Below are 24841 nucleotides of genomic sequence, written 5' to 3'. Positions count from 1 at the left end.
GTGCTGGGGCGTTGGAGATCGGCTCACGCAGGGAGGTTAAGGACGGCGCGCGCCGGTGTGCGCGTTGTCCACAGCTAGGAGCCGGTCTTGGCTCCTGTGGAGGACGAGGACGAGGAGCCGCTGGCCGCCGGCGCGGGGGAGGGTGCCTTGGCGGGGGTGGTGTCCTTCGTCGGCGCCGACTTCTCCGTGGACGAACCGGAGCCGCCGTCCTTCGTGTCGCTCTTGCCTTCGCTCTTGCCTTCACCCGAGCCGGACCCGGAGCCCGAGTCCGAGCCCTCCGGCTTACGGCTGTCGGTGCGGTAGAAGCCGGAACCCTTGAAGACCACGCCGACGGCGTTGTAGATCTTGCGCAGCGGTCCGCCGCAGTTCGGGCACTCGGTGAGGGCGGCGTCGGTGAACTTCTGCACCGCCTCGAGGTCGTGCCCACACTCGGTGCAGCGGTACTGATAGGTCGGCATGCGTGCGCTCTTCTCGTCCAGGTCCGTGCCGGCGGCCCGTGCCGGCCGTCACTTAGCACTCAACCATACCGACTGCCAGGTGTCGGACAGGAACTGTCCTCAGCCCTCATTACGCTGAGCGCGTGCGTCGCCTCCCCCGCTGGTTGCTCTTCCCCGCCATCGCCCTCGTGCTGGCGCTGGTGGTGCTGCCCGTCGTGGTCGTGGGTGGCGTGCGGCAGTCGTTCCCCCAGCTGTCCGGCCGGTTGAGCCTGCCCGGCCTGAAGGCGCCCGTCGACGTGCTGCGGGACAGCTACGGCGTGCCGCAGATCTACGCCGACAACGCCGAGGACCTCTTCGAGGCCCAGGGCTACGTCGTCGCGCAGGACCGGTTCTACGAGATGGACTTCCGCCGCCACGTCGCGGCCGGACGGCTGGCCGAGCTGTACGGAGAGTCGCAGGTCAAGACCGACGCCTACGTCCGCACGCTCGGCTGGCGTCGCACCGCCGAGGCCGAGCTCGGCCTGCTCTCCTCCTCGACCCGGCGCTACCTCGACGCCTACGCCGCCGGGGTCAACAGCTACCTCCAGGGGCGCTCGGACAGCGACATCTCCTTGGAGTACGCCCTGCTCGGGGTCGAAGGCCTGGACTACACCCCTGAGCCGTGGACGGCCGCGGACTCGGTCTCGTGGCTGAAGGTGATGGGCTGGCAGCTGGGGTCGAACATCAACCTGGAGACCTCCCGGGCGCTCGTCACGGCCAAGGTCGGCGCGACGCGGGCAGCGATGCTGTACCCCGCGTACCCGCTCGAGGGGTACGACCCGATCGTGCGGCGCGGGACGGTGGTGGGCGACGCGTTCTCCCCGGACGCGGCCGCGGCGTCGCGCCGACCGGCCGTACCGGGGCTGAGCCGCGGCCAGCTGAAGGCCGCCGACGGCGTGCTGACCCGCGCCGCGGAGCTCAACCGGACCATCCCCGACGTCCTCGGCACCGACGCGGGCAGCGGCGAGACCGGCTCCAACTCGTTTGCCGTCGCCGGCACGCGGACCGCCAGCGGGCACGCCATCCTGGCCAACGACCCGCACCTGGCCACCTCCATCCCGTCGACCTTCGCCCAGGTGGGGCTGCACTGCCGCTCGGTCTCCACCGCCTGCCCGTTCGACGTCTCCGGCTACAGCCTGGCCGCCATGCCCGGGGTGGTGATCGGGCACAACACCGCGATCAGCTGGGGCATGACCACCAGCTACGCCGACGTCCAGGACCTCTACCTCGAGCAGGTCCGCGGCGACACGGTGCGCGTCGACACGACGCAGGGAGGTGCGGCGTACCAACCGCTGACCCTGCGGACCGAGCAGATCACGGTGCGCGGTGAGGACCAGCCGCGGACGCTCCGCATCCGTTCGTCGCGGCACGGCCCGCTGCTCTCCGACGTCGACGACCAGCTGCAGCGGGTCGGCGCGCCGGTCGTCCCGGGCGGGGACGCGTACGCCGTCGCGCTGCAGTGGACCGGTTCGACGCCGGGCCGCAGCATGGACGCGGTGCTGGCGATCGACGCGGCCCAGACGTTCGCGCAGTTCCGCGCCGCGGCGAAGCTGCTCTCGGCGCCCTCGCAGAACCTGCTCTACGCCGACACCGCAGGACACATCGGGTACCAGCTGCCGGGCGCCATCCCGGTCCGCGGCCGTGGGGACGGCCAGCTGCCCTCGCCGGGCTGGGACCAGCGCTACGACTGGCGCGGCACCATCCCGTTCGCGAAGCTCCCGTACGTCTACGACCCGCCCAGCGGCTACCTCGTCTCGGCCAACCAGCAGGTCATCGGGCGGCAGTACCCCTACGCGATCGGCTCGGAATACTCCTACGGCTGGCGTAGCCAGCAGATCAGCGACCGGCTCGAGCGGGCCGGACCGCTGACCATGGACGCCGCGGAGCAGATCTTCTACGACGACGACGTCCGGGTGGCGGCCGACCTGGTACCCGCTCTGCTGCGGATCAAGGTGGCTGACTCCTGGGTGGCCGAGGGTCAGCGCACGCTGGTGGGCTGGGACTACTCGGCCTCGGCCGACTCGGCCGCGGCGGCGTACTTCAACGTCGTCTTCCACAACATCATGAAGCTCACCTTCCGCGACGAGCTGCCCGAGGACCTGTGGCCCAGCGGCGGTGACCGCTGGTATGCGGTGGTCCAGGCGCTGATGGCCCAGCCCGACAGCCGCTGGTGGGACGACACCAGCACGCCCGGCGTGGTCGAGCGGTGGGACGACGTCCTGCTGGCCGCGATGACCGGGGCACGTAAAGAGATCACCTCGCTGATGAGCCGGGACACCGACGGCTGGCAGTGGGGACGGCTGCACCAGGTGCGGCTGGAGAGCCCGACGCTCGGCCAGAGCGGGATCGCGGCCGTCGAGGGGCTTTTCAACCGCGGCCACTACCCGGTGGGCGGAGGACCGGCCGTGGTCGACGCGATGGGCTACGACGACCGCCTTGGCTACTCCGTCACCACCGCCCCGACGATGCGGATGCTGGTCGACCTCGGCAACCTCGACGGCTCTCGCTGGGTGAACCAGTCCGGGGTCTCCGGGCACGCGTACAGCCCGAACTACGACGACCAGACCGCGTTGTGGGCCGACAACCGGACCTGGGCGTTCGTCTCCTCCCGGGCGGCGGTCGAGGCGGCGACCACCGACCGGCTCCAGCTGGTCCCGGGCGGCTGAAACCGGCTGGGTCGTCGGGGTGGGGCGGCGGTAGGGTGGTCGGCACAGGCGTCGATCCGGCCATCACCGGGAAGCCTCCGGAAGAACGGGTCTCGTGCCTCAGTAGAACCGGACGGGTGGGCCCGTCACTGCCCCGACGAGTGGTCGTGCCCGGATGAGTAGGCCCGGATGCGGCAAGCGAGGTGGTACCGCGGCACCCTCTGCAGGTGGAGGAGCGTCGTCCTCGTGTCGTACCGACACGGAAGAGACGCAGCCATGACCTACCCGATCCAGACCACCGGATCCGCCGACAGCGGCGCCGGCGTGCCTTCGAGCCCCAGGTTCCCGGCGATCGAGGAGCGGGTGCTGGCGTTCTGGAAGGACGACGACACCTTCCGGGCGTCCGTCGAGCGCAACCCGGCCGGGCAGGACGGTAGCAACGAGTTCATCTTCTACGACGGTCCGCCCTTCGCCAACGGGCTGCCGCACTACGGCCACCTGCTGACCGGCTACGTCAAGGACATCGTCCCGCGCTACCAGACCATGCGCGGCCGCCACGTCGAGCGCCGTTTCGGCTGGGACTGCCACGGCCTCCCCGCCGAGCTCGAGGCGATGCGTCAGCTGGGGCTCAAGACGAAGGACGAGATCCTCGAGCTGGGCATCGACAAGTTCAACGAGGCGTGCCGGGCCTCGGTGCTGCGCTACACCGACGAGTGGCAGGACTACGTCACCCGCCAGGCCCGCTGGGTCGACTTCGACCACGACTACAAGACCCTCGACCCCTCCTACATGGAGAGCGTGCTCTGGGCGTTCAAGACGCTGTACGACAAGGGTCTGGTGTACGAGGGCCTGCGCGTCCTGCCCTACTGCTGGAACGACGAGACACCGCTGTCGAGCCACGAGCTGCGGATGGACGACGAGGTCTACCAGGTGCGGCAGGACCCGGCCGTCACGGTCGGCTTCCGGCTGGAGACCGGCGAGCTCGCGCTGATCTGGACCACCACGCCCTGGACGCTGCCCAGCAACCTGGCCGTCGCGGTCAACCCCGCCGTGGACTACGTCGTCGTGGAGCACGTCTCAGGCGATGGACGCAGCCAGCGCTACCTGCTGGCCGAGGCCCGGCTCGCCGCGTATACCCGCGAGCTCGGGGAGGACGCAGCAGACCGGATCGTGGAGCGGCTGAGCGGCGCCGATCTGGTCGGGCGGGCCTACACGCCACCCTTCTCCTACTTCGCCGGCCGGGAGCACGCCCACCGCGTGCTGGCCGCGGAGTACGTGACCACCGACGAGGGCACCGGCATCGTGCACATGGCACCGGCCTTCGGCGAGGAGGACAAGGTCGCGTGCGACGCCGCGGGGATCGTGCCCGTCGTGCCGGTGGACGCGGCGGGACGGTTCACCACCGAGGTGCCCGACTACGCCGGGATGCAGGTCTTCGACGCCAACCTGGCGATCATCGACGACCTGCGTGCGGTGACGGGCGGCGGCAGTGCCGCGTCGGTCACTCCCGGCACGGTGCTGTTGCGCCGTGAGACCTACGACCACCCGTACCCGCACTGCTGGCGCTGCAAGAACCCGCTGATCTACAAGGCGGTGTCCAGCTGGTTCGTCGCGGTGACAGCGGTCAAGGACCGGATGCTGGAGCTCAACGGCGAGATCACCTGGGTGCCTGAGCACGTCAAGGACGGTCAGTTCGGCAACTGGCTGGCCGGCGCGCGCGACTGGTCGATCAGCCGCAACCGCTTCTGGGGGAGCCCCATCCCGGTCTGGAAGTCCGACGACCCGCGCTACCCCCGCACCGACGTGTACGGCTCGGTCGCCGAGTTGGAGGCTGACTTCGGCGAGCCCGCGAGCCCGAGCAAGGGACGCAGCGGCTTCGCGGTGACCGACCTGCACCGGCCGTACGTGGACGAGCTCACCCGCCCCAACCCGGACGACCCGACGGGCCGGTCGACGATGCGCCGGATCGAGGACGTGCTCGACGTCTGGTTCGACTCGGGGTCGATGCCCTACGCCCAGGTGCACTACCCGTTCGAGAACACCGACTGGTTCGAGCACCACTTCCCGGGCGACTTCATCGTGGAGTACGTCGGCCAGACCCGCGGCTGGTTCTACCTGATGCACGTGCTGGCCACGGCGCTCTTCGACCGGCCGGCGTTCTCCAGCGCGATCAGCCACGGCATCGTCTTGGGCAGCGACGGCCGCAAGATGAGCAAGTCGCTGCGCAACTACCCCGACGTGAGCGAGGTCTTCGACCGCGACGGGGCCGATGCGATGCGCTGGTTCTTGATGTCGAGCCCGATCCTGCGGGGTGGCAACCTGATCGTGACCGAGCAGGGCATCCGCGAGGGCGTCCGGCAGGTAATGATCCCGCTCTGGAACGCCTGGTACTTCTTCTCCCTCTACGCCAACGCCGCCAACGGGGGGTCCGGCTACGCGGCCCAGCAGCGCACGGCCTCCGACCACGTCCTGGACCGCTACGTGCTGGCCAAGCTCCGCGGGCTGGTCGAGACGCTGACCACCGAGTTGGACGCGCTCGACGTCGCGGCGGCGTGCGACGCGACCCGGGGGTTCCTCGACGTGCTGTCGAACTGGTACATCCGGCGTTCCCGGGACCGGTTCTGGGACGGCGAGTCGGCGGGGTCGCAGGCGGCCTTCGACACCCTCGCGACCGTGCTCGAGGTGCTGACCCGGGCGGTGGCGCCGCTGCTGCCGCTAACCGCCGAGGAGGTCTGGCGTGGGCTGACGGGCGGCCGGTCGGTGCACCTGACCGACTGGCCCGATGCGGAGCAGCTGCCTGCCGACGACGCGCTGGTGGCGGCGATGGACCGCGTCCGCGAGGTCTGCTCGACGGGCTCGGGGCTGCGCAAGGCGGAGAACCTGCGGGTCCGGCTGCCGCTCGCCTCGCTCACGGTGGTCGCCGACGACGCGGCGGCGCTCGAGCCGTTCACCGCCCTGGTGGCCGAGGAGCTGAACGTCCGGCGGGTCGCGCTGACCGACGTCGACTCCGGGGAGTCGGGCGGCTTCGGCGTCCGGCAGACCCTGCAGGTGCTGGCCCGGGCGGCCGGGCCACGGCTGGGCAAGCAGGTCCAGACCGCCATCCGCGGCAGCAAGAGCGGCGACTGGTCGGTGGCCGAGGACGGCGCGGTGACCGCCGGTGGGGTGGCCCTGGTCCAGGGCGAGTACACGCTGCAGACGGTGGTCGCCGACGCCGAGCCCGGGACCTCGCGGGCGGTGGCGGTGCTGCCGGGTGGTGGGTTCGTGGTCCTCGACACCGCGGTCACACCTGAGCTGGCCGCCGAGGGGCTGGCTCGCGACGTCGTCCGGGCCGTCCAGCAGGCCCGTCGCGCGGCCGGGCTGGAGGTCAGCGACCGGATCGCCCTTACCCTCGGCGGGGGAGCGGACCTGGTCGCGGCGGTGCAGACCCATGCCGACCTCATCGCCATCGAGACTCTGGCCGTCTCGCTGGAGGCGACCGAGCAGCCGCTCGGCGCGGACGCCGTCGAGATCGGGGATCGGCAGCGGGTCGCCGTCACCGTCGCGCGGGCCTGAGCTCTTCGGGCGCGGGGAGCGGGGCGGGTCAGCCGTCATGGACGGCGATCACCGCAGCATTGGACCAGTCGCAGCTCCGTACCGAGGCCTTGCCGTCGGCGGGTAGCTGGACCAGGCAGCTGGCCAGCCCGAGGTGTGAGATCCGCTGGTACGTGCCGGAGAAGTGTTTCTGGTGCTCGGTCCGCAGCCCCAGGTACTCCTCCGGCTTGGCGGTGATGGTGTCGGTCCGCGGCGGCAGCAGTTCGACCGCCGCTGCCGCCAGGACCCAGTGTTCCCGCGAGACCCGTCCCCGCCGCGAAGTTCCCGCTCCGGCTGTTCTGGCCTCTCACGTTCCTGCATCATCGCCCCCGACCCGATCGCTTTGACCGCTCCGTGCGAGCGCCCGGCTTCGACGCTAGGGCTCCACGGGGTGCTCTGACCGGTTGTCCACAGGCTCCCGGCCAGACCCCGCTGTCGGTTCTTACGGTTTCTTGGACCCTCAGATGCGTCCCTCAATAACAGTTCTGTTGCGATCTGATGCCATCGTCTGTGGTCAAGGAATGGTCCATCAAAGCGATTCGGGACTAAAGACCGGAAACGGCAGGACCAAAGTCGTAAATGGCCCGTCCGAAGCCAACCACCTTTGCCGTGGGTCCGAAGCCGAAATGAAGCCGCCGGGGGGAGCTTTGCCATCAACCGACCGTCTGCCGAAGGAGTTCCGCATGCCCTCCACCACGCCCGCTGCCCCCGGACCCCGCCGCCGGCGGCGTCTGACGCCTCTCGCCCTGCTGACCGGTGCCCTCGGCGCGGTGGTCCTGGCGCTGTCGATGAACAGCAGCCTGGCCGCGTTCACGGCGAGCATCACCAACAGCATCAACACCGCCGCCGCCGGTACCCTGGTCATGCAGGAGCAGAACAACGCCGGAACGGTGACCTGCACCAGCACCGACGGCGCTGGCAACAACGTGGCCACGAACACCGCTACCTGCGCCACGATCAACAAGTATGGCGGCAGCACGACGATGGTGCCGGGCCAGACCGTCAGCACCACCGTGACCATCAAGAACATCGGGACCGCTCCGGCCGCGACCTTCACCCTCGCCCCGAGCACCTGCACCCAGTCCGGCAACGTCACCGGCAGTGCCACCGACTTCTGCAGCAAGCTGAATGTCGTCCTCAGCCAGACCGTCGGGTCGACGACCACCACCATCACCCCGGCCGGCTCGACCCTGGCTAGCCTGGCCACCGGTGGTGCCCTGACGTTGACCGCTCCGGTGGCTCCCCAGGCGGTGGTGACCTTCACGTTCGCGGTGACGATCGCGGCGTCCGCGGGCAACACCTACCAGGGGCTCGCGGCCTCGCAGCCGCTCGTCTGGACCTTCACCTCCTGATCCCACCTCCTGATCCGCCGCCCCCGACCCCGGCCCGTCAAGGACACTCGCCATGGCCTCCACCGTCATCAGCAGAGGACTGAGCCGCCGCTCCAGCCCGGCTCGCCGGTCGGGGACGCGGGTGCGGGTGCGGGCGGCGGACCGGGGGAGGACGGCAGCCGCCGTCGCCGTCCTGGCCGTGTTCGGCCTGCTGGCCGTCGTCGGCGTCGGCTGGCGGTTGGCCGGGGGCAGCTGGGCGGTGATCGAGACCCCGTCGATGGGACGAGCGGCGCCTGTGGGCACGCTGGTCCTGATCAGGGAGCGGCCGATCGGCCAGGTGCGGGTCGGTGACGTCATCACCTTCAGACCGCCCGGGAACCCGTCGCACCTCTACACCCACCGGGTGGTGCAGGTCTACCCGGACGGTTCGGTTCAGGTACGCGGAGACATCAACGGCTCGCCCGACCCGCTGCCCATCACCGGGCCCGACCTGCTCGGCACGGTGGTGGTGCGGTTGCGGGGCGTCGGTTACCTCGTGCGTGGACTGCCGGCGGTGGTCCTCGCGGTGGTGGTGCTGCTGGTCGCGACGAGTCGCTACCTCTCGGTGCGCTGGCGCTCCAGCGCCCGCATCCTCGGCGTCTGCCTCATCGTCGCGGCGGCGGCGCTGATCCTGCGCCCCTTCGTCCACCCGATCCTGATCGCCGTCAGCCCGGAGGCCCAGCCGGACGGGCACCACCTGGCCAGTCTGGTCTCGGGCGGGATCTTCCCGACCCGGGTGACCGGCGCCGACGGCGCCTACGTCGATCTCCGGGCCGGGGAGACGGGCGTGGTCGCGGTGGCCGTCGACCGGCCAGGGGGCCCGTTCGTGATCAACGGCAGCCCGCACCTACAGGACTGGTGGCTCCTGGCGGTGGTGCTGGTGTCGGCGCTGCCGCTGGTCTGGTGCCTCGTGGTCGGGTTGTCGCCCGAGGAACCCGAGCCGGAGCAGTGAGCGCTCGTCGGCCCGTCCGGCGGCCCGGACCGCTCGTCCTGGCGGGCCTGCTGGTGAGCCTGGCTCTCAGCCTGCTCGCTGCTCTCACCCCGGGCAGCTCGGCAGCGTTCACGGCCCGGGTGAGCAACAGCACCGACACCGCGGCTGCCGCCCCCTACTTCACCTGCGCCGCCTCGGCGACTGGAAGTACCCCGAGGCCCTGGGTCGACTACCCGCTGCAGGACGCCCTGGCCCTCGCGACTGCGGTCGACGTCTCAGGTAACAACCGCACCGGCACCTACGTCGGCCTGCCGACCCACAGCGGCTCGACCGCCTGCGCCCGGGACAGCGGTGGGTCAACCAGCTTCAACGGATCGAGCAGCTGGGTGCGCAGCCCCTCCTTCGGTACCGCCCCGGGTACCTTCAGCCTGGAGATCTGGTTCCGCACGAGCACGGCCGGCGGGCTGTTGATCGGTTTCAACAACGCCGCGCTGACGGCCGGCACCAGCTACGACCGGCTCGTGTACCTCAACACGTCGGGGAAGCTCGTCTTCGCCGTCCAACCCTCCGCCTACGTCACCGTCACGTCCCCGGCCAGCTACACCGACGGCAGCTGGCACCTGGTGGCGGCCACCTTCGGCACCAACGGCCTCGACCTCTACGTGGACGGGGTGGCGGTGGCGAACAACCCGAGCACAGCCGCGCCGCGGTCCTACTCGGGCTACTGGCGGATGGGGTACAGCAATCTGGACGCCTTCACCGACGAGGGCAGCCAGTACTTCACCGGCCAGCTGAGCTACGCCGCCGTCTACACCAGTGCCCTGACCGCGGCTCAGGTCGCGCAGCACTACGCGGCGGGCAGAGCGGTCTAGGTCAGGCTGCGCTGCAGCAGGGCCGTGGGCGTCAGCACCGCGTCGACCGGCCGGTCCCAGACCTGGACCGGGACCGCCTTGAGGACCTCGTCGGCGTTCAACAGCACCCACACCGGGACTCCGCGGCGGGCGGTGCCCAGCGCCCGGTCGTACCAGCCCCCGCCACGGCCCAGCCGAGCTCCTCGACGGTCGGCGGCCAGGCCGGGGCAGAGGACCAGGTCGGCGGGGGCCAGGCCCTCGGGCAGCGACTCCGTGCTCGGTTCGAGGATCCCGGACCGACCGGCCTGCAGCGCGTCGGGTCCGGCGTACGGGGCCCAGGCCGGTGCGGAACCGCGGCTGAGCACGGGCAGCAGCACCCGTACGTCCTGGGCGGCGAGCCACGCCACGACCGGCAGCGTCCCCGGCTCGGTCCCGGCCGACAGGTAGGCGGCGACGGTGGCGGGCGGTCCGTGGCCCAAGGCCTCGGTCAGCACGCGCAGCCGTTCGAGGTCGTCGGCCTCGCGCTGCTCGGGGCTGCGACTCTCCCGGCGGAGCTGCACCGCGCGTCGCAGCGTCGCTTTGGCTCCGGCCAGAGCCTCGTCGTCGGCGGCAGAAGCAGGCATCGGGCCATCGTAGGAGGCAGGGTCCCCTGAGAAATCAACTCCAGTTCGCGCCGCGGGCCCCCGCTGAGCGTGCGTCCGGCGTCGGCCTCCCAACTGGTGATGGAAAATCAGGGAACCTCTAAGGTGACCTCTGTGCCTGACGCTCTGGACCAGCCCGATCCCGACTGGTGGCGGCAGGCGGTGGTCTACCAGATCTACCCGCGCAGCTTCGCCGACACCGACGGCGACGGCGTGGGGGACATCCCGGGAGCGGTGTCCAAGATCGACTACCTCGCCGACCTCGGCGTGGACGCGGTCTGGTTGAGCCCGTTCTACCCCTCCCCGATGGCCGACGGCGGCTACGACGTCAGCGACTACCGCGACGTCCACCCGCAGCTGGGGACCCTCGCCGACTTCGACGCCCTGGTGACCGGCGCCCACGCCCGCGGGATGAAGGTGATCGTCGACATCGTCCCGAACCACACCTCCGACGAGCATCCCTGGTTCGTGGAGGCGCTTGCCGCTGCGCCCGGGTCGCCGGCTAGGGACCGTTACATCTTCCGCGACGGACTCGGTGAGAACGGCTCGCAGCCCCCCTCGGACTGGATCTCCCACTTCGGCGGGTCCGCGTGGACGCGTGTCACGGACGCGGCCGGCCGGCCCGGCCAGTGGTACTGCCACCTCTTCGCCCCGCAGCAGCCCGACCTGGACTGGCGCCACCCCGAGGTCCGGTCCGACTTCATCACCACGCTGCGTTTCTGGGCCGACCGTGGCGTCGACGGCTACCGGGTCGACGTGGCGCACGCCCTGGCCAAGGACCTCTCCGAGCCGCTGCGCAGCAAGCCCGACCTCGAGGACGACCTGCCGCTCGACGGCTCCGACCCGCTGTACGACCGCAACGAGGTGCACGAGATCTACCAGGAGTGGCGTCAGGTCTTCGACACCTACGACCCGCCCCGCAGCGCCGTCGCCGAGGCCGTCTCCCATCCCGCCCGGCGGGCGCTCTACGCCCGGCCCACCGAGCTGGGCCAGGCCTTCAACTTCTCGCTGATGAAGGCGCCCTTCGGCGCCCGGACGTTCGGTGAGGTGATCACCTTCTGTCTCGCCGAGGCGGCCAAGACCGGTTCCTCCTCGACCTGGGTGCTCTCCAACCATGACGACATCCGTCACGTCACGCGGTACGGCCTGCCCGCCGGCACCTCCTACGAGGCGTGGCTGATGACCGAGGGCACTGATCCCGTGCCCGACCTCGCGCGCGGCCTGCGCCGGGCGCGCGCGGCCACGACGTTGATGTTCGCGCTGCCCGGCTCGTCCTACGTCTACCAGGGCGAGGAGCTGGGGCTGCCGGAGGTCGCCGACCTGCCGGCCGAGGCCCTGCAGGACCCGACCTGGACCGACAGCGGCCACACCGTCAAGGGTCGCGACGGCTGCCGGGTGCCGATCCCGTGGGCGCCGACCCCGCCTGCGTACGGCTTCGGGCCCGGCCGTCCCTGGCTGCCGCAGCCGGCGACCTTCGCCGCGCTGTCGGCCGCCGTGCAGGCGCAGGAACCGGACTCCACGCTGGAGCTCTACCGCCGGGCGTTGCAGCTGCGGCGTCGGCTGCAGGGGGCCGAGCAGCTCGACTGGGTGGCCAGCGAACCCGACGTGCTGCACTTCGTCCGGCCCGGGGGCTGGCACTGCGTCACGAACTTCGGTGACGTGCCGGTCGCCCTGCCGCCGGGTCAGGTGGTGCTGAGCAGCACCGGGACGACGGTCGCCGACGAGCTCGCGGGAGAGTCGACGGTCTGGCTGACCTCGGTCTGAGCGGCCGCTCTCAGCCGAGGCCGTCCGGTCCCGGCTGGCAACGCGGGCACCAGAACAGGTTGCGGCCCACCAGCACCTCGTGCCGGACCGGGGTGTGGCAGCGCCGGCACGGCTCGCCCGCCCGGCGGTAGACGTAGTGGGCATCGCTGCGCCGCGCCGGCCCGGAGACGCGTTCGCGGTCGCCGGGGTCGGTCGTGATGATCTTGCCGGCGCGCACGCCCGCCCGCATCAGCCGGACCAGGTCCTCCCACATGTCCAGCCACACCACCGGGTCGAGGTCGCGCCCGGGCAGGTACGGGTTCACGCCGTGCCGGAAGAGGATCTCGGCGCGGTAGACGTTACCCACTCCGGCGAGCACGGTCTGGTTCATCAGCAGGGCACCCAGCGCCGTCCGGCTGCGGGCCAGCTTGGCGGCCGCCAGCCCCGGGTCGGCGTTCGGTCGCAGCGGGTCGGGGCCGAGCGCCGCGGTGACCTCGGCCTTCTCCGCCCGGGTGACGACCTCGCAGGTGATCGGGCCGCGCAGGTCCAGCCAGCTCTGCTCGCTCTCGAGCCGCAGCCGGAGCGCCCCCCGAGCCTCCGGCGCCGGGCCGGGGCCGTCGGCGAACTTGCCGTACAGGCCGAGGTGGACGTGCAGGAGCAGGTCCCTCTCGTAGGTGTGGAAGAGGTGCTTGCCCCACGCGTCGGTGGACTGCAGCACGTGACCGTCGATCAGGGCTGCCCCGTCGGCGAAGCGTCCCTGCGGACTGCTGGCGCGGACGGTCTGGCCGCCGAGCAGCTTGGCGTGCCGTCGGGCCAGCCGGTGGATCGTATGACCTTCTGGCACGCACGCGAGACTAGTTGGCCCCCCAACCGACCTGTCAGAAGCCAGTTGGCCCAGGGGACAACGGAGTTCTGACAAGTCGGGGTGCCGCCGTGGTTCGACGGCTGGCACGGCCAGACGACCTAGGGTGGCGGGTATGCCCCTGTTCGGCCGCAAGAAGTCTCCGGAAACGACGCTGCCGCGGGAACGGTGGGAGCCGCTGCCCCCGCCGCCCGAGCCAGGTCCGGACGGGCTGCGCTCGATGGACGACCACCGCGACTACCTGCTGAGCTGCCTGACCGAGCTGCCGGCGTTCAACCAGCAGATCCTCGACGCCCTGGACCTCAGCATCTGCGAGGACGTCTACTCCTCGATCGACATGCCGCGCTTCGACAACTCCGCGATGGACGGGTACGCCGTCCGGGCCGTCGACGTGGCGGACGCCTCCCCCGAGCACCCTGTCAGCCTGCCCGTGGTGGGCGAGGTCGCCGCCGGGCAGGACGCGCTGCACCGCCTCTCGCCGGGGACGGCGATCAAGATCATGACCGGTGCGCCGCTGCCTCCCGCCGCCGACGCGATCGTGCCGTACGAGAACACCGACCGCGGCACCGACGACGTCTTGGTGCACGAGCCCAGCGTGGTCAGCCAGCACGTCCGCTACGTCGGCGAGGACATCCGGTCCGGCGCGCAGCTCTTCGCTGCCGGGGACCTGCTCGGACCGCGCGCCATCGGGCTGCTGGCCGCCGTCGGCCGCGACAAGGTGCTGGTCCGTCCCCGGCCCCGAGTCGCCGTCGTCTCCACCGGGTCGGAGCTGGTGGAGCCGGGCCACGAGCTCGGCGGACCGCACCAGATCTATGACTCCAACTCGGCCATGCTCGCGGCCGCGGCGAAGGCGGCGGGCGCGCAGGTGTTCCGCGTCGGGCTGGTCAGCGACGACCCGTCCGAGGTGCTCCAGGTGATTGCCGACCAGCTGGTCCGGGCCGACCTGATCCTGACCACCGGCGGAGTGAGCCAGGGCGACTACGACGTGGTCAAGGCGGCGCTGCCCGAGCTGGGCGCCACCGACTTCGCCTCGGTGGCCATGCAGCCCGGCAAGCCTCAGGGCTTCGGCCTGATCGGGGACGACCGGACGCCGATGATCATGCTGCCGGGCAACCCCGTCAGCGCCTTCGTGTCGTTCGAGGCGTTCGTCCGGCCGGCGATCCGCAAGCTGATGGGCGTCACGCCTTACACCCGGCCCGTGGTGCGCTGCCGGGCCACGCACGACTTCGGGTCCGCGCGCGGACGGCGTCAGCTCGCCCGCGGCATCGTCAGCCTGGACGCCGACGGCGGTCGGCTGGTCGAGCTCACCGGCGGCCACGGCTCCCACCTGCTCGGCGGCCTGGCCCGGGCCAACGCCATCGTCGTGCTCGGCGAGGACGTGACGGCGGTGAGCGCGGGCGAGGACGTCGAGGTCTGGCTGCTGGAGGAGGTGTACGGGTGAGCGGACCGGTCTTCCCGCACCTGACCGAGGCCGGCCAGGCACGGATGGTGGACGTCTCGGCCAAGGAGGTCACCGCCCGCACCGCCACCGCGGCCGGCCGGGTGCTGCTGAGCGCCGAGTGCGTGGCCGCGCTGCGCGACGGGACGGTCCCGAAGGGTGACGCGTTGGCGGTGGCCCGGATCGCTGGGATCCAGGGAGCCAAGCGGACGTCGGAGCTGATCCCGCTCTGCCACCCCCTGTTCCTGAGCGGGGTGGACGTGACCGCCGAGGTGAGCGACGAGGGCGTCGAGCTGACCGCCACCGTCCGGACGAACGAGCGGACCGGCGTCGAGATGGAAGCTCTCACCGCCGTCACCACCGCCGCGCTGACCGTGGTCGACATGATCAAGGCCGTCGACCGGGCCGCGGTGATCACCGACGTCCGGGTCCTGGCCAAGTCCGGCGGCCGCCGCGGCGAGTGGCAGCGCAACGAGGACGGGAACCCGTGAGCGACTCCGCGCTGGTGATCACGGTCTCCACCCGGGCGTCCGCGGGCGTCTACGCCGACCGATCCGGCCCGATCATCGTCGAATCCCTGCGGACGCTCGGCTTCGAGGTGGACGACCCGCTGGTGGTGCCCGACGGGGACGAGGTGGGAGCGGCCCTGCGGTCGGCGGTCGAGGACGGCTATGCGGTGGTGATCACCACCGGCGGAACCGGGTTGAACCCCCACGACCACACGCCGGAGCAGACCCGGGCGGTGCTGGAGCGGGAGATCCCTCCGCTCGCGGCGGCGGTCGCGCGCTACGGTGTCGATCATGGTGTCCCGACGGCGGTGCTCAGCCGAGGGCTGGCCGGCGTGGCCGGGACGACCTTGATCATCAACCTGCCCGGCAGCACCGGCGGTGCGCGCGACGGGATGACCGTCCTCGCCCCGGTCCTGGGGCACGCCGTCAGCCAGATCCGTGGCGGCGACCACCGCCCGTGAGCGCCTCCGGTGAGCCGGGGTCAGGGGCCTGAGCTGGTGGGCCGGACCGACGAGCCGGGGCGCGGAGGATCGGGTCTGCAGCTCTTCGGGTCCCACCACTGGCCGGTGAGCCTGCGGCACGGACCGGTGCTGCTGTCACCGATGCGTCACCGCGACCGGGCCGCGTGGGAGCGGGTGCGGCAGGCGAACAACCAGTGGCTGCGGCCCTGGGAGGCGACCCTGCCCCCGGGTTCGCACTCCGGACCGGCCACGTACGCCGGCCTGGTCCGGGCCCTGACCAGGCAGGCCCGGGATGGCCGGATGCTGCCCTGGCTGATCTTCCACGACAACGCCGGGGGCGGACGGCCGAACTTCGCCGGTCAGCTCACCGTCAGCGGCATCGTGGGCGGTTCGGCCTCGTGGGGCCAGATCGGCTACTGGGTCGACGAGCGGCTGGCCGGCCGCGGCATCATCCCGACCGCGGTCGCGCTGGCGGTGGACTACTGCTTCGAGGTCATGCACCTGCACCGGATCGAGATCGCCATCCGGCCCGAGAACCACCAGAGCCTCCGGGTGGTCGCCAAGCTGGGGTTCCGGCCCGAGGGGCTGCGGCCGCGCTACCTGCACATCGACGGCGACTGGCGCGACCACCTGGTGTTCGCCCTCAACGCCGAAGAGGTGCCGGGCGGCCTGCTGCGGCGGTGGGAGAGCGTGCGGCCCCGCTGACGGGACTCGCTCGTCCCCTCGGCCCGGTTCTTCCCGACACGCCCCCGCAGATGAGCGGCCCGACCGGGACGGCCGTCTACGGTTCCCGTGTGGGGACGACAGGGATTATCTTTGCGGCGATCGCCATCGCCTGGCTGGCCTATCTCGTACCCCATTTCGCGCGCCGACCGGAGAACGAGCTGGTCGAGGAGCCCGTCGGCCCGGCCGAGCAGTTTGCCGACTCGATGCGCATCGTCCGCCGCGGCCGGGCGCCGCTGCTCAACCAGGACCTGGCCGAGATCGCCAGCTTCGAGGTCTCCACCCCGATGACCCGGCGCGCCGCCATCAACGACCTCCGACGGCTCGAGCAGCTGGCCGCCAGCCGCCGCCGCCGGGTGCTGATCGTGCTGGTCGGGGTGCTCAGCGTGACGGTCGTGCTGGCCGTGACGGGGCTCGCGCCGTGGTGGCTGCTGGTCGTGCCCGGCGGGCTGCTCGTGGCGTTCGCGACGCTGGCCCGCTTCAGCGTCCGGGCCATGCGCCACGGCCTGGACGCCCGCTACCGCGAGATCCGGCAGGGCGACGACGAGTCGACCGTGCTGATCCGACGCCGCGAGACGGCGCCGTCCGGCTCCGCTGTCGCCGTCCCTGCCGCCCCGAAGGCGACGCCCGGCGTCCTCTGGGACCCGGTGCCGATCACCAACGCCACCTACGTGTCCAAGCCGCTCGCGCCGCGCACCGTCCGCACGATCGACCTGTCCGGCGCGGCCGTCACAGCGTCGGCGCCCACCGGCCCGGTCACCGCAGACGCCCCGCTCAGCGCCCCCGCCCCGGCCGTCGTCGAGGACGAGGGTCGGGCCGCGTCGGCCTGACGCACCGGCCCACGTTTGGGGCCCCGCCGGGCTCTGGTGGTAATGTCCTCGAGGTCGGTCGAGGCCGACGGAGGGGCTTTGGCGCAGTTGGTAGCGCGTCTCGTTCGCAATGAGAAGGTCAGGGGTTCGAATCCCCTAAGCTCCACTTTTTCGGAAGTAGCCTTCACCAGGCTCTTCACTCCTCTGGAGTCACAGCCCTCAGCTGTCTGACTCATTCTCCAAGGCCGGACGTGTGTCAGCGGCATGCCCCGCCCTGTCGGACGGTCCAGACCGGCCCGGTCGGCGGTGGTCCCGAGGTGGAGCAGGTCGAGGTGGTGGTGGCCACCGACGCGTGGCCCGACCGGGCCTGGACCGTCAACGGTTTGCCGGCCCCAGGTCCGCCTCGAACCCGCTGCCGTGTCTTCAGCAGCACCCTTCAGACCCGACCAGCCCTCGTGCTCTGGGTAGGCGTGAACGAGCAGGTCAGGTCGCGATGACGTTGCCGGCTGAGACGGTGACGGGGATCGCCGCCAGCGGTTTCGGCGCTGGTCCCGACAGGTTCTTGCCGGTGAGCGCGTCGAAGATCGAACCGTGGCATGGGCAGAGCAGCTTGGCGTCGGCCGGCTTCACCGTGCAGCCCTGGTGTGTGCAGATGGCGGTGAAAGCGACGGCCCGACCTTCGGCCGGCCGGCTCACGATGATCGGCTTGCCTTTGAGCTGGGCCGAAACGGACCCACCAACCGGTACCTCCTTCAACGCCACGACCACGGGTGCAGCCGGTGACGGTGACGGTGACGGCGATGAGGTCGGTGGCGCGGATGCAGAACTCTTCGTCACCGGAGACGTTGTCGAGGAGGCGGGGGCGGATCCCGCGGGACGGGTTGAGGACGCTGGAGGGGTCGAGGACCGGCCCCCACAGGCGGCCAGGACGGCCCCTCCGGCTGCCGCCGTCATGCTCGTGATCAGCGCACGCCGAGACAACGACTCTTCGATCAAACCCTGCGGCTGCTCGTGCGTGGCGTCCTGCCTTTCATCGGTTGGCGCAGTCAGTGCTCGAGCGCGGCCGCGGTGGAGGCTTGGCGCTGGGTCGGGACCCCGGGGTGAGCCCACGCTCACCTCGGGGCCGGCTCGTGGAACTCAGAGGGTCTGGGCCTTGACGATGAACGGGCTGGCGGCCTTGAGGACGGTCGCGCGGGTGGCGGGCTTCTCGAAGGCCCCCTTGTAGACGCCGCCCTCGGCGGCCTTCTTGCCGAGCACCCCCAAGATGGCGGCGTGCCGGGCTTCGACGCCGAAGATGCTCGCGGCGGCGGTGAGGAGAGCCTTCTCCTTGAGCAGGCTCGGGGCCGCCCCGAGGTAGGCCTGAACCCCAAGGTTCTCGAAGGTGTAGGCGGTCTCCAGGAAGCTGCCCTTCGTCTTGAAAGCCGCGCCGAAGTCCACCTCCGGCGCGGCGACCGGGGTGGAGCCAAGGCTGCTGATGGTGTCCTTCAGCGCCACCACGTGCGCCTCCTCGTCCTTCTGGATGGCTTCGAGGTAGTCCTTGGACTTGCCGCTGAGTAGGTCGGCGTTGTTGCCCTGCCGGTAGAACTCGGCCTCGAGGTACTCGAGGGTGAGGGCGTAGTTGAGGACGTCGGTAGCTCCGCTGAACTCGTCGGCGGCGAAGGCCCACTTCGCGCCGAGCATCTGCAGCGCGATCGCGCCGGGGATGATGGCGGCGGTGCCCTTGATCAGGTCTCTGCGGTTGATCATGGTCGTCTTCCTTTCAGGACTTGATGAACTGGCCGGCGGCCTTGAGGACCGTTTTCATGGTGTTGTGCTTCTCGAACGAGGCCGGGAACGGGTTGCCGCCAAGAAGATCGGCGACGACAGCGGCGTGCCGGGACTCCACGCCGGCGATCGAGGCAGCGGCGGCCAGGATGTCGCCGTCGTTGACCCGCGCGACTTGACCGTGGTAGGCCGTCACCCCGAGCTCCTCGAACGCCGAGGCGGTGGTGAGGAACTTCTTCTTGCTGGTGAAGGTTCCGTCGGGATACTTGAAGGTCGGCTTGGCGGCGGGTTTGCCGCCAAGAGACTTCACGGTGTGGGTCAGGACCGTGACGTGCTCCTGCTCGTGGTCACGGATGGGCGTCACCAGGTCGAGGTCGCGTCCCGACAGGGCCCCGCCTTTGACGCCGCGGGTGTAGAAGTCGGCCTCGAGGTACTCCAGGGTCAGGGCGTAGTTCAAGATCTCGAGGTCGTTGGCGCTCGCGTCAGCCAAGGCCAGCTTGTCGTGCTGGGACAGGGCGACCAGGGTGGACCCGAAGCCGACCACGGCCGCTGCGCGGAGGAACTTGCGGCGCTGGCCCTCGTCGGCGAAGGTCATCACCGGACTTCCGCCGAACACCCGGCGGGCCGGGTCGGACTCGTCTACCGGAGCTGAGGGGATGTTCTGCTCGTTCATACCGAGCTCTCTTTCTCTGTGAGGGGACCTAGATGAGCGAAAGGGTTATCGGCCGGCTCCCCGAGAGCCTGGCGCTGCGGTAGGAGTGTCCGGGCGGCTACCTCCCACCCTTGGCCGGGGACTTCTTGACTGGACCGGCGGTACTGGCCCGCACGACAATCCGGTAGATCGGGTTTCCCTCCGGGTGACAGGCGAACAGGGTCAGGCGACGCTCGTCGGGATCCTTGGCCGGCTTGAGCACGAACGCCGGGTACTTGGCCTCGCGCACGATCGTGGTGTCCAAGACGTGGAAGGTCACCGCACGGTGGTGTCCCACCGACACCAGGATCTTGTCGCCCGGATGCAGCAGATTGAGGTACTTGAACGGCTGGGTGTGGGTGTTGCGGTGGCCCGACAGCACCGCCGTGCCAGCCGCGCCGGGCAGTGGTGTGCCTGGCCAGTGGCCCGGACCGTGGTCGAGCGCTTTTGCGTACACCCCTTCGCCGTAACTGGCGTCCAGACCGATCTTGGGAATACGGATCCGGCCCACCTTCTGGTACTTCCCTGGCGTTGTCCGCACCCCAGCTGCCGCTTTGGCCGAGACGGGGGTGTCATAGCCCTGTCCCGACGGGTCCGCCAACTCCTTCGTCAGCGCGGCCACCACCACCGGAGACGGTACTGACGCCTTCCGCTCTTGGCGCGGTTGCGCGGCCACCGCCTGCTTGATGACCGCCGACGGGTCCGCCGATGGATCACTCACCGGTCCCTGCCACGACACCACCCACGGTGCCAACGCACACACGGGGATCAGCAGCGCGAGCAACCACGTCGACACTCGGCGGCGACGCGCGGTCGGAGGTGGTGAGGGCAGGGCCACAAACGCTCAGCTTTCACAGCGGCAATCCACCGCCAAGCTCGGCTGCACAACTCATCGTGCAGCACCACGAAACCCCAAGCCGGACCAACACGGGAACCATAACACCGGATTAGTCGCGCGCAACCGATCCCGACAAGACGATGAGATTCCGCAGCTCGAGCAGCCTCATACGAGCTGCACGTTTGACGTTCAAGCGTTGTTCTGGGAGAAGATGCTTGGTCACGGTCCGGTGCGAGATCGAGAAGAGCCAGGCACCTACGGGACGTAGGTCACCGACATGTGCGCAATCTCGAGTCGGGTTTGCCCGGGAACAGCCGAACGTCGCGGAGCGGGTGTTGTCGGCCCGTTCTCGTACGGAGCAGGTCGACCTTCGACCGCAGTCTGGACGGCTGGTCCGTCAGCAAGCAGCACCCGGCAACTGACCGCGAGGGAGCCGTCGACGGAGTTGTCGTCCCGGGAATGCCGACTCTTTCCGTACCGGTTCTCATCCGGCCCGTCCGAGGGCTCGTCTCGGTCAACGGGGGAGCTTGCGACCCGCTCCCACCGTCGCGAGCCGGCAGGTGAGACTCGCGTGTGCCCCAGCGAGCCCGCTCTCTTCAGACGGTCCAGCCCCACCGGCCAGGTGTCGACGTCGGTCAGTGGGAGAGTCGCCGACGGGTCGAGGCGAGCAGGACGCCGCCGACGAGGACGGCGGTCCCACCGGCGAGGAAGACGGTGTGCACGTCCGTCGTGTCGAGGAGCGCGCCGCCGAGAGCGGCACCGAGGGCGATGGCGAGCTGGAAGGTCGCGACGAACACTCCGCCGGCCGCTTCGACCCGTTCCCGCTCGGCCCGGGACACCCACGTCTGCGACATCGTGGGGATGGCGCCGAAACCGATGCCCCACAGGGCGACGCCGACGAAGACGAGGAACGCGGAGGCGGCGGACAACGAGACCCCGACGATGGCTGCGGCGGTGATCAGGGGGACCGTCACCATCACGATGCCGAGGTGGCGGTCGGCGATGAGCCCGGACAGGAGGTTGCCGAGCAGGCCCCCGACGCCGTAGACCGCCAGGAGTACGGCGATCGTCGAGGGCGAGAGCCCCGGTACACCCTCGGCGGCCGTACGGATGAACGTGTAGCTGCCGAAGTGTCCGGCCACGAGGACCGCGAGGCCGATGAGTCCCACGAGCACCACCCGCGAGCGGAGGACGGCGAGCAACGTCTGGACACCGCCACCGACAGACGCCGGTACCGAGGGCATGACGACGATGATCAGGACGATGGCGATCCCGGTCGCGGCGGCGACCCCCCAGAACACCGCACGCCAGCCGGCGAAGGAGCTGATCAGCGCCCCGAGGGGGACAGCGGCCACGGTGGCGGCCGCCACGCCCAGGTTGACGACCGACATGGCGCGTCCGAGCTTTCCGGCGGGAACGAGATGGGCGGCGACGGCAAGGGCCATCGACCAGGTGCCCGCGATGGCGACGCCCAGCACCAGGCGGGCCACGACGACGAGTGCGTAGCTCGGCGCGACGGCGGTCAGCAGGTTGGACAGCAGGGCCATGACGAGCAGGCCGGTCAGGAGGCGCCGCCGGTCCAGGCGCGGGAACAGCAGCCCCACCCCTGGGGCGGCGACCATCCCGACCAGCGCGGTCGCGGTGACGACCTGGCCGGCGATGCCTTCGGTGATGCCGAAGTCGCTCGCCATCAGGGGGAGCAGGCTGGCGGGGAGGAACTCGCTGGTGACCAGCGTGAAGACCGCGATCATCAGGGCGATCACGCCGAGCCACCCGGACCGGGCCGAAGTCGGTGCCGTTGTCGTGGTGAGGGAGACCGAGGCGGTGCTCGTCATGCCAAGCTCCTCGAGGGGCGGGTGCGCCAGGCCCGCGGGCGCGGAGCTGGTCAGAACGACGGGACGTGGTGCCCGGCGGACGGTGGCGGGCGAGGCAGGAAGGCGGGATGGCTACCGAGTCCGCGGTTCAGACGGGATCACGGGCCACAACGCTCTCGTGCGGGGATTGCTTCCTCAACCGCGCAGGCGGCGAGGGTCGCCAGCAGCTGCAAGCCATCGCGGCTCGGTGATCCGGGTGCTGCGGTGAAGGCGAGCAGCTGCAGTCCGGGCTCCGAGAGGAGGTCCAGGGCCTCGAAGGTGAGGTCGAGGTCCCCGACGACCGGGTGCTAAACCTGCTTCGTCTCGCTGCAGGGCGGCGACCCCGCCAAGCTCGCCCGTGCTCTGGTCCAGAACGGTCGCTCGTGTCCGCCGCACGCTCGCCGAGCTGACCATACTGGCCCTCGACACGGAGGGGGGGTCAGGGTGCGGCAGGGCGCAGTGGGCCAGGTCAGGGTGACACAGCATCACGGCCAGACGGTCGTCGAGAAGCGCTTCGCCGATCCTGCTCGCCGCGAGGTCGAGATGCTCGCCCTCCGCACCCTGTCCGACCACGACCTGCCGGTGCCCGACCTCATCGAGGTCGGACCGGACTCGATCCTGATGACGCTGATGCCGGGCGAACGGCTCGACAGCGGCGACGCCGAGCTTCGACTCGACCGGCTCCGCACCTCGGCGGGTCTGCTACGCCGGTTGCACGCGCGACGACCACCGAAGGGGTTCCCGTCCGGTCCCGACGACGCCCACATCATCCGGCGCTACCAATCCGCTGGCGGACCACCGCTCCCGCTGGCGATTCCGCCGGCGGCCGGTCCGTCGACCCTGTGCCACGGCGACTGGACCGACGGCAATCTCCTCGCGGTGGGGACGGAGATCACGGCCGTCCTCGACTGGGAGGCCTCCCACGTCGGGAACCCGATGCGGGAGGTGTCGCGCGCGGCGTGGGGAGCATCGTTGAAGGACCCGCGCTCGGTCGAGGCCCTGGTCGAGGGTTACGGCGCTGATCTCGCCGACGTGAGGGCCTGGTTCCCGATCCACGCGGCGGAGCTCTGGCTCTGGTTCGCCGAAGCAGGACCGCCCGAGTATCTCGACCAGCTCACCGAGAAGCTCACCCGCTGGCCCTGATCGCCGTGAGAGCGACCCGAATCCCGTTGGCACGCTGTTCCGCCGCTGCGGCACCGGCACAGCGGCGACGGGCGGATGGATCCGTGGGAGCATGGCAGGGTGACCAGGCCAGAAGATGGTCCCGGCGAGCGGGCCCAGTCCGCACGTCGGCGTGCCCGTGAGCTCGAGGACCGCCTCGAGCGGCTCCGGGGCGGCGAGGCCGTGACGGCGGAGGACGCCAGCCGGGCGGGCGAGGCGGCCCAGCGACAGCGAGCGCGCAGCGCCGACGCCCACCGCGGCGCCGCCGAGGCGCACCGACGGGCCGCTCGCCACCACCGGGACGCCTCCGACGTGCTCGACGCTGCGGGGCAGGGTGAACGCGCGGCTGAGCACCGCCGTCGCGCGGTGGCCGACGACGAGGCCGCCACCAACGACGACGGCGCTGCCACCAACGACGAGAACGGCTGATGTCCACGAGCTCCCAGCCGACGACCCCGCCGACGTCGCCCGTCCCGCTGCTCGCGATCGGCGGGTCGGCCGGCAGCCTCGGTCCGCTCACCGAGCTGGTGAACGGTCTGCCGGCCGACCTGGATGCCGCGGTCCTGGTGTGCCAGCACACCGGCCAGGACGGGCGCAGCCATCTGCCCGACATCCTCGCCCGCCGTTCGCAGCTCCCGGCCTCCTGGGCGGTCGACGAGGAGCGGCTCGAGCGCGGCCACGTCTACGTGGCCCCTCCCGGCCGGCACCTGCTGGTCAACGACGGCTTCGCCCGCGTCAGCGCCGGGGCGAGGGTCAACCGGCACCGGCCTTCGGTCGACGTGCTGTTCGCCAGTGCCGCGCAGAGTGCCGGTCCGGCCACCATCGCGGTGGTCCTGTCCGGCGTCCTCGACGACGGTGCGGTCGGCGCGGCGCTGGTCGACCTCGTCGGCGGAACGGTCTGGGTGCAGGACCCGGACGCGGCCGAGTTCGGCAGCATGCCCGGTGCGGCCTTGGCGGCAGCGCCAGGTGCGAGGATCATGAGCAGTGTGCCCAGCAGCCGGGACATCGTTGCCGCGTTGCGACGATCATCAGCCGCACGAGCCTCCGACGTGCGGCCGGCCACGACCGAGGTGGAGGTGGAGGTGGGTATGGACGGTGCGTTCCCGAACGAACCCGGTTTTCTGCGCTCAGGGGAAACGAAGCTGACCAGGCTGGCCTGCCCCGAGTGCGGCGGCGGGCTGGCGCAGGTGGACCTGCCCCAGATCAGCTACTTCCGCTGCCACGTCGGGCACCAGTACGGTCCGCAGTCCCTGGCCGCGGCCCAGTCCGACGCCACCGAGCAGAAGCTGTGGGCTGCGCTGGCTGCTCTGGAGGAGCAGGCGGTGGTCCAGGGGTACCTGGAGGGCACCGAGGTCCTGGTCACCTCAGAACCGCCCCGTCCCGGCACGTTCCGCAGCAGTGCCTCCGAGCTGGCCGACCGGGCGGTGGCCCTGCGCGAGCAGGTGCAGAAGTGGACCCTGGCCGCTCATCCGGACGACGCCGCGGCGACGACCTGACGACCTGCT

At 70.9% G+C, this 24841-nt stretch carries 22 protein-coding genes, 1 tRNA gene and 1 pseudogene; 15 read left to right on the top strand and 9 right to left on the bottom strand.

Annotated features, from left to right (window positions below; all coding sequences use genetic code 11):
• Positions 1–74 precede the first annotated feature (74 nt).
• Positions 75–458 (bottom strand): FmdB family zinc ribbon protein, encoded by a 384-nt coding sequence (locus tag ACFE7W_RS03820; RefSeq protein ID WP_375423428.1) that lies wholly within the window; start codon positions 456–458, stop codon positions 75–77.
• A gap of 122 nt (positions 459–580) precedes the next feature.
• Between ACFE7W_RS03820 and ACFE7W_RS03815 the strand changes: the two genes are divergently transcribed.
• From ACFE7W_RS03815 to ACFE7W_RS03795, 5 genes are all read left to right on the top strand, one after another.
• Positions 581–3142, top strand: a complete 2562-nt coding sequence (locus tag ACFE7W_RS03815) for a penicillin acylase family protein (protein ID WP_375423427.1) — start codon at positions 581–583, stop codon at positions 3140–3142.
• A 255-nt stretch (positions 3143–3397) separates the two neighbouring features.
• Positions 3398–6673, top strand: a complete 3276-nt coding sequence (gene ileS, locus ACFE7W_RS03810; RefSeq protein ID WP_375423426.1) for an isoleucine--tRNA ligase — start codon at positions 3398–3400, stop codon at positions 6671–6673.
• Positions 6674–7374: 701 nt separating this feature from the next.
• Positions 7375–8043, top strand: coding sequence for a hypothetical protein (locus ACFE7W_RS03805; protein ID WP_375423425.1), 669 nt, complete (start codon positions 7375–7377; stop codon positions 8041–8043).
• 52 nt (positions 8044–8095) lie between these two features.
• A complete protein-coding gene (locus ACFE7W_RS03800; protein ID WP_375423424.1) occupies positions 8096–9013 on the top strand; it encodes a S26 family signal peptidase in 918 nt (305 codons plus the stop codon).
• Positions 9010–9864, top strand: a complete 855-nt coding sequence (locus ACFE7W_RS03795) for a LamG domain-containing protein (RefSeq protein ID WP_375423423.1) — start codon at positions 9010–9012, stop codon at positions 9862–9864. The genes ACFE7W_RS03800 and ACFE7W_RS03795 overlap by 4 nt, the downstream gene beginning before the upstream one ends.
• Here the strand turns inward: ACFE7W_RS03795 and ACFE7W_RS03790 are convergent.
• A complete protein-coding gene (locus ACFE7W_RS03790; protein ID WP_375423422.1) occupies positions 9861–10466 on the bottom strand; it encodes a 5-formyltetrahydrofolate cyclo-ligase in 606 nt (201 codons plus the stop codon). The two genes, ACFE7W_RS03795 and ACFE7W_RS03790, sit on opposite strands and share 4 nt — an antisense overlap.
• Positions 10467–10598: 132 nt before the next feature.
• Between ACFE7W_RS03790 and ACFE7W_RS03785 the strand changes: the two genes are divergently transcribed.
• Entirely contained in the window at positions 10599–12248 is a 1650-nt protein-coding gene (locus tag ACFE7W_RS03785) for a glycoside hydrolase family 13 protein (RefSeq protein WP_375423421.1), read from the top strand.
• A gap of 10 nt (positions 12249–12258) precedes the next feature.
• Here the strand turns inward: ACFE7W_RS03785 and ACFE7W_RS03780 are convergent, their stop codons facing one another.
• Positions 12259–13071, bottom strand: coding sequence for an Fpg/Nei family DNA glycosylase (locus tag ACFE7W_RS03780; RefSeq protein ID WP_375423420.1), 813 nt, complete (start codon positions 13069–13071; stop codon positions 12259–12261).
• Between the two features lie 133 nt (positions 13072–13204).
• Here ACFE7W_RS03780 and glp point away from each other — a divergent pair, with 133 nt between their 5' ends.
• From glp to ACFE7W_RS03750, 6 genes are all read left to right on the top strand, one after another.
• Positions 13205–14530 carry a gephyrin-like molybdotransferase Glp gene (glp, locus tag ACFE7W_RS03775; RefSeq protein ID WP_375423419.1) on the top strand — a complete coding sequence of 442 codons (1326 nt, stop codon included), beginning with the start codon at positions 13205–13207 and terminating at the stop codon, positions 14528–14530.
• A complete protein-coding gene (gene moaC, locus ACFE7W_RS03770; RefSeq protein WP_375423418.1) occupies positions 14527–15018 on the top strand; it encodes a cyclic pyranopterin monophosphate synthase MoaC in 492 nt (163 codons plus the stop codon). Before glp ends, moaC begins: the two co-directional genes overlap by 4 nt.
• Positions 15015–15497, top strand: coding sequence for a molybdenum cofactor biosynthesis protein B (locus tag ACFE7W_RS03765; protein WP_375423417.1), 483 nt, complete (start codon positions 15015–15017; stop codon positions 15495–15497). Before moaC ends, ACFE7W_RS03765 begins: the two co-directional genes overlap by 4 nt.
• A gap of 141 nt (positions 15498–15638) precedes the next feature.
• Positions 15639–16202 carry a GNAT family N-acetyltransferase gene (locus ACFE7W_RS03760; RefSeq protein ID WP_375423544.1) on the top strand — a complete coding sequence of 188 codons (564 nt, stop codon included), beginning with the start codon at positions 15639–15641 and terminating at the stop codon, positions 16200–16202.
• Between the two features lie 50 nt (positions 16203–16252).
• Positions 16253–17050 (top strand): hypothetical protein, encoded by a 798-nt coding sequence (locus ACFE7W_RS03755; protein WP_375423416.1) that lies wholly within the window; start codon positions 16253–16255, stop codon positions 17048–17050.
• A gap of 72 nt (positions 17051–17122) precedes the next feature.
• Positions 17123–17195: transfer RNA gene (locus ACFE7W_RS03750), tRNA-Ala, on the top strand.
• Positions 17196–17512: 317 nt separating this feature from the next.
• Here ACFE7W_RS03750 and ACFE7W_RS03745 read toward each other — a convergent pair.
• From ACFE7W_RS03745 to ACFE7W_RS03720, 6 genes and pseudogenes are all read right to left on the bottom strand, one after another.
• On the bottom strand, positions 17513–17797 hold the full coding sequence (locus tag ACFE7W_RS03745; RefSeq protein WP_375423415.1) for a ubiquinol-cytochrome c reductase iron-sulfur subunit: 285 nt from the start codon (positions 17795–17797) through the stop codon (positions 17513–17515).
• A 369-nt stretch (positions 17798–18166) separates the two neighbouring features.
• Positions 18167–18775, bottom strand: coding sequence for a ferritin-like domain-containing protein (locus tag ACFE7W_RS03740; RefSeq protein WP_375423414.1), 609 nt, complete (start codon positions 18773–18775; stop codon positions 18167–18169).
• Positions 18776–18788: 13 nt separating this feature from the next.
• Entirely contained in the window at positions 18789–19466 is a 678-nt protein-coding gene (locus tag ACFE7W_RS03735) for a ferritin-like domain-containing protein (RefSeq protein WP_375423413.1), read from the bottom strand.
• Between the two features lie 97 nt (positions 19467–19563).
• Positions 19564–20268, bottom strand: a complete 705-nt coding sequence (locus ACFE7W_RS03730; RefSeq protein WP_375423412.1) for a class E sortase — start codon at positions 20266–20268, stop codon at positions 19564–19566.
• A 689-nt stretch (positions 20269–20957) separates the two neighbouring features.
• Positions 20958–22157, bottom strand: a complete 1200-nt coding sequence (locus ACFE7W_RS03725; protein ID WP_375423411.1) for an MFS transporter — start codon at positions 22155–22157, stop codon at positions 20958–20960.
• A gap of 137 nt (positions 22158–22294) precedes the next feature.
• Positions 22295–22471: pseudogene (locus ACFE7W_RS03720) on the bottom strand (transcriptional regulator); the annotation flags it as partial.
• 178 nt (positions 22472–22649) lie between these two features.
• Between ACFE7W_RS03720 and ACFE7W_RS03715 the strand changes: the two are divergent.
• From ACFE7W_RS03715 to ACFE7W_RS03705, 3 genes are all read left to right on the top strand, one after another.
• A complete protein-coding gene (locus ACFE7W_RS03715) occupies positions 22650–23318 on the top strand; it encodes a phosphotransferase family protein (RefSeq protein ID WP_375423410.1) in 669 nt (222 codons plus the stop codon).
• 99 nt (positions 23319–23417) lie between these two features.
• Positions 23418–23765, top strand: coding sequence for a hypothetical protein (locus ACFE7W_RS03710; RefSeq protein ID WP_375423409.1), 348 nt, complete (start codon positions 23418–23420; stop codon positions 23763–23765).
• On the top strand, positions 23765–24832 hold the full coding sequence (locus ACFE7W_RS03705; RefSeq protein ID WP_375423408.1) for a chemotaxis protein CheB: 1068 nt from the start codon (positions 23765–23767) through the stop codon (positions 24830–24832). Before ACFE7W_RS03710 ends, ACFE7W_RS03705 begins: the two co-directional genes overlap by 1 nt.
• Positions 24833–24841: the final 9 nt, after the last annotated feature.

The organism is uncultured Friedmanniella sp., from assembly GCF_964244285.1.
Lineage (GTDB): Bacteria > Actinomycetota > Actinomycetes > Propionibacteriales > Propionibacteriaceae > Microlunatus.
The sequence above is the reverse complement of the archived record's forward strand: the minus strand, read 5'-3'. Positions and strand labels throughout refer to the sequence as shown.